Genomic DNA, 13423 nt, shown 5'->3' on the forward strand with positions numbered 1-13423 from the left:
TTTAAAATGCCTTAAATTGGTTTTAGGGTAAAAAATTGTCCATCACGGCTATTTAGGTCAAAAGTTTGTTGGATAGTGGCAATGTTAAGTTCTCCTTCCCCTTAATTTTGAACTATTAACAACTGCTTCATATTTTCAAGAAGAATTTATTCCAATATGGGATTTAGAACCCCGGTAATTTCCATATGCTGCCAGGATTTTTTTTATTTAACTGGAAATTAACAGCAAATGGTTTTTATTGGATGTAAATTAATTTGAACGAAATAGGAAGTAATAACATTAAAAACAATTATTATGACAAACGACAGTGGAAATACTTTGTTGGCTTTGCTAACAGGTGCTGCAATTGGTGCCGGAATAGGAATATTATATGCTCCTGATAAGGGAACCAAAACCAGAAAAAGGATTAAGAAAAAAGCTATGGAAACAACGGATGATCTAACTAGTAGAATATCCCTTGCAAAAGAAGAGCTTACAAAAACGGCCGAGGCCAAGAAGATTGACTTTGATCAAAAATTGGAAGAGACCATCTCCAATATGAGCTATAAGGCAGACGATATTATATCCGCACTGGAAAAGAAGTTGGCCGACCTAAAAGTAAAGAACGCACAACTACAGAAGTAAAGAAAAGTTAGATGGCTTTAGAGGATATAAAGGAAAGTTTTACAGAAGTTGATAGTGATGTTAGGTCGTATTTGGAAAATACTGGTGAGTATTATAAACTGCAGGTGTTCAAAATTACAATGCGTAGCATTACTACCTTTGCCAAGGTCTTGATGGTTGGAAGCATAGCGTTACTTGCTTTGTTTATGTTATCCTTCGCGGCAGCTTATGGGATTGGCATTTGGTTGGAAAATACTTTCCTGGGATTCTTGTTTGTGGGGCTATTTTACGTACTTATTGGAGCAATATGTTTTTTATACAGACATAAATTGGACAAACCCATGTTGAAGAATTTTTCTAAATATTATTTTGATTAACAAGTTATGGCAATACCTTCATTTAATTCTTTTGAGGAAATAGATCAAAAGTTGAGAATTTTAAAATTACAGAGAGCTATTGATAAGGAGCAGCTTAAAGGGCACCTTAACAATGCAAAAACTAGTTTGTATCCCACTAGGTTATTGGGAGGATTTGCAGGTATAACAAAAAAATTGATTATTTCCTTTGTGGCCAATAAGATTTTAAAGAAACTTGGTTAGTTTCATCTTTTATGTAAAGAAAAACCTTTTACTACTTGTTAAACACAAACAGTAAAAGGTTTTTGCTTTAAAGGAAAAATTGTAGACTATTTGGTATCTTTCTTTTTATTTTGCGTTTTCATAGATTCTCCAATCATATTACTGGCGGTAAAAGAGGCTACCATGTTATTTAACATGTCACTTCCGGCCTGGGGAGAATTAGGCAACAGTATTAAATTGGTGTTAGTAGCTTCCCCTATGGACTGTAGGGTGTCATAATGTTGTGTAACAACGATTAGGGCAGAGGCCTCCTGTGAATTTATACCGACTTTGTTCAAAACTTCCACAGATTCCTCCAGTCCACGGGCAATTTCCCTTCTCTGATCGGCAATACCCTGACCCTGTAGCCTTTTGCTTTCTGCTTCTGCTTTTGCTTTTTCTACGATTAGGATACGTGCTGCATCACCTTCAAATTGTGCAGCAATTTTTTCCCTTTCAGAGGCATTGATACGGTTCATGGCTTCTTTTACCTGTGCATCCGGATCTATATCCGTTACTAGGGTTTTAATAATATCGTATCCATAATCCAACATCGCATCTTGAAGCTCGGTTTTAACTGCAATGGCGATATCGTCCTTTTTTACGAATACATCATCCAATTTCATTTTCGGAACTTCGGCACGTACCACATCAAATACGTAAGAGGTAATTTGATCATGTGGATATTCCAATTGATAAAAAGCTTCGTAGACTTTATTTTTTAAAACAACATATTGTACTGAGATTTTAAGTTTTACAAAGACATCGTCCAAGGTCTTGGTCTCAACAATTACATCCAATTGTTGAATTTTTAGCCCAACACGGGCGACAATGCGGTCTACAAGCGGAATTTTCATTCCTAAACCGGAAGTACGTACACTATTAAATTTTCCAAAACGCTCAATAATAACTGCGGTTTGTTGCTTAACAGTAAAGAAAGAAGAAAAAAGAATAATAAGACCGAATAACAGTATCGGTATTAGTAAAAATGAACCCATGATTAAGTGTTTAAAATTAGTTAATGAATTTACAAAAGACTTTGCAGATATGTCGCTTTTTAGTCCAAGATGTTACATTTTCAATTTCATGGCCACGGAGGCCTTTTCTTAAAGGGCATTCAAATCTTTCCTTATTGTATGAAATAAATGGTCTACAAAACGGAAATAGCTGTTTTAATTCTGTCCATGCTATCCTTCTTGCCAATTAATGCAATAATGTCGAATATATGTGGTCCTTTCATCTCACCAACAATAACTAAACGTAATGGGGGCATTACCTTTCCAAAGGATAGTTCGTTGTCTGTAATCCATGCCTTCACTTGATTTTCAAGATTTTCAGAGGAAAAAACATCGATACCCTCCATTAGGGTTAACAATTGTGTCATTATAACAGCACTGTCTTCCTTCCATTGCTTTTTAACCGCCTTTTCATCGTAGTTGGTTGGTGCAACAAAGAAATAACTGCCTAAGTCCCAAAAATCGTTTACAAAGGTTGCACGTTCCTTAATTAATGTAATTACTTCCTTTATATAGTTTGCATTATCCTTTTCTTGTGGTAAAGGAATACCTCTGTTTTTCAAGTTCAACATAAACGCATTGGCCAGTTGGGCATTGTCCTGCGTCTGCATATAGTGTTGATTATACCATTTGGTTTTATCTGGATCAAATCGTGCTCCTGATTTGTTTACTCTTTCCAAGCTAAAGGCAGCTACTAGCTCATCAAGTGAAAAGATTTCTTGTTCTGTCCCTGGATTCCATCCTAGTAATGCCAGGAAGTTGGTAACTGCTTCTGGAAAATAGCCTTCCTCGCGGTATCCAACGGAATCTTCCCAAGTGAGTGGAAATACAGGAAAGCCCATTTTTGCTCCATCCCTTTTACTTAGCTTGCCTTTTCCTACCGGTTTCATTATTAAAGGTAGATGTGCAAATTGTGGTGCTTCCCATCCAAAAGCGTCGTATAATTGCTGGTGAAGGGCTAATGATGGTAACCATTCTTCACCCCGTATAACGTGGCTAATCTGCATTAAATGGTCATCCACTATGTTGGCTAAATGATAGGTTGGCATTCCATCACTTTTAAACAATACCTTGTCGTCAAGGGTATTGGTATCTATTTTTATGTCGCCTCTAATGATATCGTGAAGTTGTAATTGGGAATCCTGTGGAGTTTTAAAGCGTATAACAAAGTCCTCTCCTGCTTCCAATTTGGCCTTTGTTTCGGATGGACTTAAGGACAGGGAGTTGGAGAGTTTTAACCGGTTGTGGTAATTGTAAATAAAAGTTTTCCCTTTTTCTTCGTGGTCCTTTCTATGAAAATCCAGCTTTTCACTTGTGTCAAATGCATAATAGGCGTGTCCGTTATCAATAAGGGTATCGGCATATTTTTTATATAGATCTTTCCTACTGCTTTGTCGGTACGGACCATAACCGCCATCTTTTCCGGGACCTTCATCGTAAGGTATATTACACCAGTTTAGGGCATCTATTATATATTGTTCGGCACCTTCAACATAGCGATTTTGGTCTGTGTCCTCTATTCTCAATAAAAAGTCCCCATTGTTCTTTTTCGCAAATAAATAATTGAAGAGAGCGGTACGAACACCACCAATATGTAATGGACCTGTTGGGCTAGGAGCAAAACGAACGCGTACTTTCTTGGTCATTGTATTAATTTTTGCCCAAAGATACGTAAAGCGTTCTATTTGGTTAAGGGGTTTTTGCGGCATGGGGCCTATTCGGGTTTTTCGTATCTTGGTTCTAAATATGTTGGACTTTGGAGAATTATAAAAATATATTGGATAAGCTTAATGCCTTTATTGCAAAGTTCTATACCAAGATGTTGCTTAAGGGGGTGGTTCTTTTTATGACCTTTGGGGTGCTTTTCTTTTTTTTCGTACTGGGTGTAGAGTATTATTTGTGGTTGAATTCTACCGGAAGGTTTATCCTCTTTCTTTTGTTTGTATGCACGGAATTATATTTGGCGTGGAAATTCATTCTTATTCCCTTATCCTTTTTATTTAAATGGAAACGTGGACTAAGCAATAAGGAGGCTTCCCTTCTTATTGGAAAGTATTTCCCGGAGGTTGATGATAAACTGTATAATTTGTTGGATTTGGCCGATAGTGATTCCAAATCTGAGCTACTATTGGCTAGTATCCAACAGCGTTCAACAAGCCTTGGGACAGTTCCATTTGTTAAGGCAATCAATTTTAAGGAAAATATTAAGTATATAAAGTATTTATTAATTCCGATTGGTATTTTTGGTTTAATATGGGTTTCAGGTGATATTGTTTCCTACTTTAGTTCATATAAAAGGGTGGTTAATTATGATTTGGCCTATGAACCTCCTGCACCGTTTAGATTTTTGTTAGTGAATGCTGATTTAAATGTATTGGACAATGAACCAACGTCTCTAATGGTGACTACCGAAGGTCGTATTAGGCCGGAAACTATGTCTATTGTAGTTAATGGTAAGGAATTCCTTTTGCAGTTTAAAGATGGCTTTTATCAATATCTTTTTACACCGCCTCTGCGTAGTACACCTTTTTATTTCTTGGCAAATGGTGTTAGATCAAAGGAATATTTTTTAAATGTTCTTAAAACTCCTACTATAGTGGATTTTGATATGGTGTTGGATTATCCTGACTATACCAAGAAAAAGGATGAAGTTATTAGGAGTACTGGAAACGGTGTTTTTCCGGAGGGTACAGAGGTGTTGTGGAGAATTAATACCAGGGCTACTGAGGAGGTAATTTTTCATACCAATGATAGTTCAGAAATTTTTAATAAGTCTAACGACCGTTTCACTTTTTCGAAAAGAATTTTTTCGGATTTGGATTACGAATTGGCTACTGCCAATAGTAATATTAAGGATTACGAGAGATTGGGTTATCGGTTTACGGTGGTTAGGGACGCTTATCCTAGTTTACGCGTTGAACAAGTATTGGATTCCTTAAATCCAAATGTATCTTATTACCTGGGGGAGGCTACAGATGATTACCAAATAAGCACTGTTAGATTGGTGTATTATAGAAAGGGGGAGGAAGATAGGAAGGTTTTGGAGTTGTCCAGGCCAAATTTGAATTATGATAAGTTTTATTACACTTTCCCTTCTGGTTTGGATTTGTTGGAAGGTGTTACTTATGATTTTTATTTCGAGGTTGTTGATAATGATGCCATTCATAAGGGTAAAGTAACTAAGAGTCAGGTGTTTAGCTCTTCATTGTTGGATGATAATATGTTGAAGGATAGGGAGTTAGAGTTGCAAAGGTCGGTTTTGAGTAATTTGGATAAGTCTTTGGAGAAATCTAAAAATCAACAGCAGACCTTGAAAGAACTAACCAAGGAACAAAGGGAGAATAGTAGTTTGAGTTTTTCCGATCAGAATAGGATTAAGGATTTTTTGAAACAACAGGAGCAGCAGGAGGAGTTAATGAAGAAGTTCAGTAGTCAGTTAAAGGATAATCTTAAAAAGACCCATGATGAGGATAGTAAGTTGAATAAATTGCTCCAAGAGCGAATTGAACGACAGGAACTGGAGGCTAAAAAGAATGAAAAATTATTGGAGGAGTTAAATAGGATAGCCGAGAAGTTGGACAAGGAAGATTTGGCCAGGCGTTTGGAGGAGTTGGGTAAGCGGCAGAAGAATGGTGACCGTAATTTGGAGCAGATTTTGGAGCTTACCAAACGGTATTATATTCAACAGAAATCTGAACAGTTGGGCAATGAATTGGAAAAGTTGGGAGATAGGCAGGAGTCTTTGGAGGAAAGAGATTTGGATCTTTTGAAGGATGAACAAGAAGAGTTGAGAGCCAAATTTGAGGAAATTAGTAGGGAGGTTGAAGAATTATTGAAGGATATTGCTAGCTTAAGAAAGCCTATGAATTTTAAGGTTGATATGGGTAGACTTGAAGATGTAAAGGAAGATCAAAATCAGGCTTTGGAAGAGATTGGTAAACAGCTTAAATCTCAAGATGGATCTCAAGACGATAAAAAGCTCTCAGACAAGGGCAAATCCAAGCAGAAGTCAGCTGCCAAAAAGATGAGTGAAATTGCGGAAGATTTAAAGCAATCCGCTTCTGGGGCTGGAGGGGGATCTTCGGAAGCTGAAGATGCCGAGGTGTTGCGACAGTTGTTGGATAATTTAATTACTTTTTCCTTTAAGCAAGAGAGTTTGTACAATAGTTTAAGTCAATCCGAGATTTCCAGTACTGTAAATTCATCTAGTATTCGGAAGCAGCGGGAATTAAGGGAATTGTTCAAACACGTGGATGATAGTTTGTTTGCTTTGTCCTTAAGACAGGCGGAGATGACCGAGTTCGTAAATGAACAGATAGGTGAGGTTTATTATAATTTGGATAAGGCCCTTGAAAGTATGGCAGAGAGTGAGATGTATCAGGGGGCTTCATATCAGAAGTATGTTTTAAATGCTTCCAATAGTCTTTCGGACTTTTTAGCCAATGTTTTGGAGAATATGCAGCAAAATATGAGTATGGGTTCTGGTAAAGGAAAAGGGCAAGGATTTCAATTGCCTGATATTATTATGGGTCAGGAGAAATTGGGTGAGAAGTTGGGAGAAATGGGTAAGACGGGATCAAAAGGAAAGAGTCCTGGAGAAGGTGAGGAAGGTGAAGGTAGTGGAGATAAGCAGGGGAAGGAAGGTAATAGTGGTGAAAAAGGTGATGGTCAGGGAGGTGAAGATGGTAGCAAGGGAAAAGAAGGTAAGGGCAAGGGTTCTGGTGGTTCCAAAGGTGAAGTAGGTGGAGTTGGAGGTGAAGGTGGTTCTAGTAGTAAGCAAGGAGGACCTAGTGAGGAGGAGTTGAATGAAATTTATGAAATTTACAAGGAGCAACAAGCTTTACGGGAACAACTTGAGAATCAATTGAAGGACCTTATTAATAATGATGATCGTAGGATAGGAGAGAAATTGATTAAGCAGATGGAAGATTTTCAGAATGAATTATTAAGGAATGGTGTTACCCAGCAAAGCCTTAATAAAATGAATAATATTAACCGTGAAATGCTGAAATTGGAAAATGCGGCTCTTAAGCAAGGGAAGTCAGAGAAAAGGGAGAGCAATAGAGCCATTGATGTGTTTCAGAACCCGATACTTACTAAACCCTCAATATTAGATAATTATCGTAATGAGGTGGAGATTTTAAACAGACAAGCATTACCTTTGCAGCAAAATTTTCAAATTAAGGTTAAGGAATATTTTAGAATTGATGATTGATTTTCACTACGAGACTGATTTTGTAATAGGGGATGAAACCAAGTTTGCCGATTGGATTAGTAGGTTGGTAGTGTCTGAGGGACGAAATCATAGCCAGTTGGATTTTATCTTTTGTGATGATGAGTATCTATTGAAGATAAATCAAGACTATCTAAATCATGATACCTATACTGATATTATTACTTTTCCTTATGAGGATTTAAATGGACTCGCAGGAGATATTTTTATTTCTGTTGAACGTGTCAAGGATAATGCCTCTGATTTTGGGGTAGATTTTAACACTGAATTGAAACGAGTAATGGCTCATGGTGTGTTACACCTTATTGGGTTTGGTGACAAGAGTGTGGAAGAAGCCTTGTTGATGAGGGCAAAGGAAGATGAAAAAATTAAATTGTTCCACGTGGAACATTAGAAATTATGTTTGAAAAGGAATATGATGTTATAGTGGTTGGTGCCGGTCATGCCGGTGCCGAGGCTGCTGCTGCTGCGGCTAATCTTGGGTCTAAGACCCTTTTGGTTACAATGAACTTACAGACTATTGGGCAAATGTCCTGTAATCCCGCCATGGGTGGAATTGCAAAGGGACAGATTGTCCGCGAGATTGATGCCCTTGGCGGCTATAGCGGCATAGTTAGTGACAAGAGTGCCATTCAGTTTAAGATGCTTAATAAAAGCAAGGGTCCTGCCATGTGGAGTCCTAGGACACAAAACGATAGGATGCGTTTTGCGGAGGAGTGGAGAATGGCTTTGGAAAACACCTCTAATGTTGATTTTTATCAGGAGATGGTGTCTGGACTTTTGGTAGAGAATGGTCGTGCTGTAGGTGTTAAAACATCCTTAGGAATTGACATTAGATCTAGGTCTGTTGTGCTTACCAACGGTACTTTCTTAAATGGTTTAATTCATATTGGAGACAAGCAATTTGGTGGGGGTAGAGCAGGTGAAAAGGCGGCTACCGGAATTACCGAACAATTGGTGGGACTAGGTTTTGAAAGTGGGAGAATGAAGACAGGAACACCACCCAGGGTGGACGGACGTTCCTTAGATTATTCTTTAATGATTCCCCAGCCAGGTGATGAAATTCCAGAGAAGTTTTCATATTCGGATACAAAGGCACTTACTAAGCAACGGGATTGCTATATGTCCCATACAAGTCTTTTGGTTCACGATTTGCTTAGAGAGGGGTTTGATCGTTCTCCTATGTTCAATGGGAGGATTAAGAGTTTGGGGCCAAGATATTGTCCTTCTATTGAGGATAAAATCAATCGATTTGCGGATAAGGATAGTCATCAACTTTTTGTGGAACCTGAGGGTTGGAATACGGTAGAGGTGTACGTGAATGGATTTTCTACTTCCTTGCCGGAGGATGTTCAATATAAGGCTTTAAAATCCGTTAAAGGTTTTGAGAATGTCAAATTTTTTAGACCGGGTTACGCCATAGAATATGATTATTTTCCGCCTACGCAATTAAAGCATACCTTGGAAACAAAGCTTATTGATAACTTGTATTTTGCTGGTCAGATTAATGGAACTACTGGTTATGAGGAGGCTGCTTCCCAGGGATTAATGGCCGGGATAAATGCACATTTGAAAATCAATGAAAAGGAAGCTTTTATTCTCAATAGGGACGAAGCTTATATTGGAGTATTGGTAGATGATCTTATTACGAAGGGTACGGAGGAGCCATATCGAATGTTTACTTCGAGGGCAGAATACAGGACTTTATTAAGACAGGATAATGCGGATTTAAGACTTACACCTAGAAGTTTTGAAATGGGCTTGGCTTCAAAAGATAGGCTCGAAAAGATGGAAGAGAAGGAGCGTAAATCAAATGCTTTCGTAGAATTCTTTAGAGAAACCAGTTTTAAACCTGAGCAGATAAATCCTATTTTGGAAGAGTTGGATTCGTCTACCGTTAAGCAACCGGATAAGATGTTTAAAGTGTTTTCAAGACCCAAAGTAACCATGGAACATATGATGCAATTGGAAGGTGTTTCTGAGTTTGTTTCAGATAATAATTTGGATCGAGAGATATTGGAGCAGGCGGAAATTCAGGTTAAATATTCTGGTTATATTGCCAAAGAGAAGAACAATGCTGATAAATTGCAGCGGCTTGAAAACATAAAAATTCCAAAAGGATTTGATTACAGTAAATTGAAGTCGCTTTCCTATGAGGCTCGTGAAAAGCTTAAAGCAATACAGCCAGTTACTATTTCCCAAGCATCTAGAATAAGCGGTGTATCTCCAAGTGATATTAGCGTTTTGCTGGTTTATATGGGGCGATAATTTTTTGGCCCACTTTAATGTTCCACGTGGAACATTAATCAACTGAATGTGATCTTAGGGTTTTTTAAGAGCTTGTAATTGAATTTTATGTAGAGGGTGTTTGCACTATTTGAGAGGCAGACACCCTTTTTTATGGCTTAGTTTTTGTGGCCAAATATTAAATCGATTGGCTGAAGTTTGACAAATCTCGAAGGAATTTTTGGGCAGAATTTCGTTCCTTTAAAACTAAACAACTGTTTGTTTTCAGATTCGAAATAAGTCAGTTAAATCAATTTTCGAAAGGTCGGAAAATTTTAGTCTTTAAAAATTTCTATTCAAATAGGTTTGATAGTTTAATGTGTGCCTGAAGTTTTGCTGCATGTCCTAAATTGTTATTTATGAATATAGTTTTGCCTGATTCCTGGATGAATGATTTATGGGTCAAATTTTAATCCTTCCGTACCTAAAATGTGGATACTACTTTTTATAATGTAGAAAGGGATTAATGACCTATGGAATACTATTATTGATTTGGAGGATGGGTGCGCTTAAAGAATAATGTTATTTAAAATTCACTTTCATGAACTCCTGTTTTAAAGTATCTTCGTTGCTTCGTGTATTTATAATTATCCGCGCTTTATACCATGAATCAGTATTTAGAGACTAAAGATTACACCCTAACTGGAGAGTCGTTTCAATTGTTGCACGACCCTGTATTGGATATGTTGGTGACCAAACCACAACCGGAAGATCTGGGTAAATATTATGATAGTGAAGATTATATTTCACATACGGATTCTAAGAAATCCTTAGTGGATAAAATTTATCAAACGGTAAAGGGTTATAATCTCAAAAGTAAACTTTCACTTATTGAATCCTATTCTTCTAAAGAAAAAACGCTGTTGGATGTGGGAGCAGGTACTGGCGATTTTTTAGCGGTAGCGAGAAGGCACGGCTGGGAAATTTTTGGGGTTGAACCTAGTGTGCTGGCTAAACGTAAAGCTAGTAAAAAGGATATTGAGCTATTTGAAAATTTGGATGCTCTGCCGCAAAAGAAATTTGATGTCATAACCCTTTGGCATGTGTTGGAGCATTTGCCAAATTTGGATGAACAGATATCCAAGTTGGTAGGACTCCTATCTGATTCAGGAACGCTTATTGTGGCTGTTCCTAATTTTAAATCGTACGATGCTGGTTACTACAAACAATTTTGGGCAGCTTTCGATGTGCCGAGACACCTTTGGCATTTTTCTAGAAATAGTGTTCACAGGATTTTTGAGAAGCATGGGATGAAAGTGGTAAAAGTTAAACCTATGATATTTGATGCTTTTTATGTTTCCCTGCTTTCTGAAAAGTATAAGACAGGTAGACAGAATTTTGTAAAAGCACTTTGGTCAGGATTTAAGTCTAATTTGTTTGCATTTAGGTCCAAAGAGTATTCTTCCTTAATCTACATAATTCAAAGGCACTAATACTTGTTTTAAGACGTTCTCAGCGGGTTTGTGGCCCTTTGCCTTCTCCTAATATGGCTCCTTTGGGAAAGACGCTGGTAGTCTTATTAATCGCTTTATTTTTAATAATCAAAAATTATGAATAGACAATATTATATAGATTTTATCTATAGTTACTAAAATGGGTTTTGGTGTTCAGTACTGGAAGACCATGGGAGATGTTCACCTAAAAACTTGTGTTCTAATGTTTGACAACAATTTTTGACTTATTCTAAAAAACCTTTTCTATTTTTGCCCAAATTTAAATTAAAGAGAAAAATGAAAAAATTAGTTTTGGCGATGGTATTTATCGGAACAATATCTTGCCAACAAGAAAAGATAGCTTTCGTTGATAATGTAAAGTTGATGGATACCTATCAAGAGAAAATTGATATTGAGGCTAAATTTAAGACAAGAACTGAAACTTTTGGAAAAAGGAGGGATAGTATTTCCCAAGCTTTTCAAGTGGAGGCCCAAGCATTCCAAGCTAAGGCTCAAAAAATGGCACAGGCTAAGGCACAAGAGGAGTATGGTCAGTTGCAACAGCGTAGTCAGTTTATAGGTCAACAGTTGCAACAGGAAGAGCAGCAGTTGCAATTGCAAGGTCAGACAGAGATGGATAGCTTGGTATCTAAAGTAAAAAAGCAAATCAAAGCTTATGGGGAATCAAATGGATATTCTTTTATTTTAACCGGAGGTGACGGGGGTAGCGTTCTTTATGGAACCGAATCCCATAATGTTACCGATGCCATCGTTAAAATTTTAAACGATAATTACAAGAAGTAGTATATCATTCAATTATCCTTAAGGACAATCTATCATAAAAAAACCTTCGAACTTAAGTTCGAAGGTTTTTTTTGTTGCAACTAGAATGTGCTCAGTAACTAATAATTTGTGTTTGTAAAGGCTTAATAGGCCATTTCTACAATTTTGGCTACATCGGAGGGCGAGAGAGCTTTATGCTCACCTAGGCCCAACCACCCTCTATCTTTAAACCTATTGGAAATAACATTTGCGGTTCCGTCAAATTCCTCGGTATAATCTGAAAGTTTGGTTTTTATTCCCAATTCATGAAAAAAGGACTCCGTTTTTTCAATACCCAAATTGGCTTTTTCCTCCAAAGTTCCTTCGGTGATATTCCAAACTCGCTCTGCATATAGTGCCAATTTTTCCTTTTTACGGTCAAAATTATAGCGATAATGACTTGGAGCAATCACGGCCAAAGTTCTGGCATGATCTATACCGTATAGCGCCGTTAATTCATGCCCAATGGCATGCACTGCCCAGTCGGTAGGTACGCCCAAAGGCAATAGACCGTTAAGGGCCATGGTGCAGCTCCACATGAAATTGGATGCTGCTGTATAATCCTTGGGATTTTTGATAATAACCGGTGCCACCTCTATCAAGGTCTGTAAAACACTCTCTGCCATACGATCTTGAAGTGAGGCTCCTATGGGATAGGTCATATATTGCTCCAGTACATGGGTAAAGGCATCGGCTATTCCATTTGCTAATTGGCGCTCTGGAATGGAGGCAATTACTTGTGGATCTAGAATGGAAAATACTGGGAACAATCCAGGTCCGCCCATGGCTAGCTTTTCCTTGGTTTCTGCCCTGGTAATCACCGCTCCTGAATTCATTTCGGAACCTGTTGCGGGCAGGGTCAATACCGTTCCAAAAGGTAGACCTTCCAATGTTGGTGTTTTTTGTGTTAATAGATCCCAAGGAGTGTCACCTTTATAAAGTGCAGCTGCGGATAAAAATTTGGTGCCATCTATTACAGAACCTCCACCTACGGCCAGCATAAAAGTAATATTCTCTGATTTTATTAACTGCAGGGCACGCAAAAGAATGTCATATTCCGGATTTGCGGGAATACCTCCAAATTCAATTACCTCATAATTTTTAAGTGCTTTTTTTACTTGGTCGTAAATACCATTCTTTTTAATGCTTCCTCCCCCATATAACATTAATATTTTGGCATTGGCGGGAATCTCTTCTGTCAAATTTTCTATTTGTCCCTTACCGAACAATATTTTGGTCGGATTTTTATATTTAAAATTATTCATATTAATAGCGTATAATGTTGAACATTTATTTAATTACAGTGCAAAGATACAAGAAAATGAATGTTCATTCACTATATGATTGGCTTTAACAAAAGAATGGGATATGGATTTTTAAATTAAAAATTATTCTAGTGTAGAATCAAAATTC

General features: G+C 37.5%; 11 protein-coding genes. 8 read left to right on the forward strand and 3 right to left on the reverse strand.

The features are described from left to right. Positions 1-294: 294 nt before the first annotated feature. From H4O18_RS02655 to H4O18_RS02665, 3 genes are read left to right on the forward strand one after another with little or no spacing between them, the layout of a single operon-like run. Positions 295-624: a YtxH domain-containing protein gene (locus H4O18_RS02655; RefSeq protein ID WP_187581541.1), complete on the forward strand. Its 330-nt coding sequence runs from the start codon at positions 295-297 to the stop codon at positions 622-624. Between the two features lie 11 nt (positions 625-635). After that, complete coding sequence (locus H4O18_RS02660) at positions 636-980, forward strand: phage holin family protein (protein ID WP_187581542.1); 345 nt, start codon at positions 636-638, stop codon at positions 978-980. 6 nt (positions 981-986) lie between these two features. Then, complete coding sequence (locus tag H4O18_RS02665; RefSeq protein ID WP_187581543.1) at positions 987-1202, forward strand: DUF6327 family protein; 216 nt, start codon at positions 987-989, stop codon at positions 1200-1202. 86 nt (positions 1203-1288) lie between these two features. Here the strand turns inward: H4O18_RS02665 and H4O18_RS02670 are convergent, their stop codons facing one another. Beyond that, positions 1289-2218: an SPFH domain-containing protein gene (locus H4O18_RS02670; protein WP_187581544.1), complete on the reverse strand. Its 930-nt coding sequence runs from the start codon at positions 2216-2218 to the stop codon at positions 1289-1291. Positions 2219-2370: 152 nt separating this feature from the next. Continuing rightward, positions 2371-3882 (reverse strand): glutamate--tRNA ligase, encoded by a 1512-nt coding sequence (gltX, locus tag H4O18_RS02675; protein WP_187581545.1) that lies wholly within the window; start codon positions 3880-3882, stop codon positions 2371-2373. 110 nt (positions 3883-3992) lie between these two features. Between gltX and H4O18_RS02680 the strand changes: the two genes are divergently transcribed. From H4O18_RS02680 to H4O18_RS02700, 5 genes are all read left to right on the forward strand, one after another. Then, complete coding sequence (locus H4O18_RS02680; RefSeq protein WP_187581546.1) at positions 3993-7451, forward strand: hypothetical protein; 3459 nt, start codon at positions 3993-3995, stop codon at positions 7449-7451. Beyond that, positions 7444-7863, forward strand: a complete 420-nt coding sequence (gene ybeY, locus H4O18_RS02685) for an rRNA maturation RNase YbeY (protein ID WP_187581547.1) — start codon at positions 7444-7446, stop codon at positions 7861-7863. The genes H4O18_RS02680 and ybeY overlap by 8 nt, the downstream gene beginning before the upstream one ends. A 5-nt stretch (positions 7864-7868) precedes the next feature. Beyond that, positions 7869-9737, forward strand: coding sequence for a tRNA uridine-5-carboxymethylaminomethyl(34) synthesis enzyme MnmG (gene mnmG / locus H4O18_RS02690; protein WP_187581548.1), 1869 nt, complete (start codon positions 7869-7871; stop codon positions 9735-9737). Between the two features lie 623 nt (positions 9738-10360). Next, the gene (locus H4O18_RS02695; RefSeq protein WP_187581549.1) at positions 10361-11188 is read left to right on the forward strand and encodes a class I SAM-dependent methyltransferase; all 828 of its coding nucleotides are present in this window, start codon (positions 10361-10363) and stop codon (positions 11186-11188) included. 297 nt (positions 11189-11485) lie between these two features. Continuing rightward, positions 11486-11992 carry an OmpH/Skp family outer membrane protein gene (locus H4O18_RS02700; RefSeq protein WP_187581550.1) on the forward strand — a complete coding sequence of 169 codons (507 nt, stop codon included), beginning with the start codon at positions 11486-11488 and terminating at the stop codon, positions 11990-11992. 122 nt (positions 11993-12114) lie between these two features. On the opposite strand, the gene H4O18_RS02705 is transcribed toward H4O18_RS02700, so the two are convergent. After that, complete coding sequence (locus tag H4O18_RS02705; protein WP_187581551.1) at positions 12115-13275, reverse strand: iron-containing alcohol dehydrogenase; 1161 nt, start codon at positions 13273-13275, stop codon at positions 12115-12117. Between the last annotated feature and the right edge of the window lie 148 nt (positions 13276-13423).

The sequence above is a fragment of the Arenibacter arenosicollis genome, from assembly GCF_014397245.1.
GTDB classification, from domain to species: domain Bacteria; phylum Bacteroidota; class Bacteroidia; order Flavobacteriales; family Flavobacteriaceae; genus Arenibacter; species Arenibacter arenosicollis.

Bases quoted from the DNA above. Each gene is read 5' to 3' on its own strand.
- H4O18_RS02655 (WP_187581541.1), top strand. From the start codon at position 295: ATGACAAACGACAGTGGAAATACTTTGTTGGCTTTGCTAACAGGTGCT.
- H4O18_RS02660 (WP_187581542.1), top strand. From the start codon at position 636: ATGGCTTTAGAGGATATAAAGGAAAGTTTTACAGAAGTTGATAGTGAT.
- H4O18_RS02665 (WP_187581543.1), top strand. From the start codon at position 987: ATGGCAATACCTTCATTTAATTCTTTTGAGGAAATAGATCAAAAGTTG.
- H4O18_RS02670 (WP_187581544.1), bottom strand. From the start codon at position 2,218: ATGGGTTCATTTTTACTAATACCGATACTGTTATTCGGTCTTATTATT.
- gltX (WP_187581545.1), bottom strand. From the start codon at position 3,882: ATGACCAAGAAAGTACGCGTTCGTTTTGCTCCTAGCCCAACAGGTCCA.
- ybeY (WP_187581547.1), top strand. From the start codon at position 7,444: ATGATTGATTTTCACTACGAGACTGATTTTGTAATAGGGGATGAAACC.
- mnmG (WP_187581548.1), top strand. From the start codon at position 7,869: ATGTTTGAAAAGGAATATGATGTTATAGTGGTTGGTGCCGGTCATGCC.
- H4O18_RS02695 (WP_187581549.1), top strand. From the start codon at position 10,361: ATGAATCAGTATTTAGAGACTAAAGATTACACCCTAACTGGAGAGTCG.
- H4O18_RS02700 (WP_187581550.1), top strand. From the start codon at position 11,486: ATGAAAAAATTAGTTTTGGCGATGGTATTTATCGGAACAATATCTTGC.
- H4O18_RS02705 (WP_187581551.1), bottom strand. From the start codon at position 13,275: ATGAATAATTTTAAATATAAAAATCCGACCAAAATATTGTTCGGTAAG.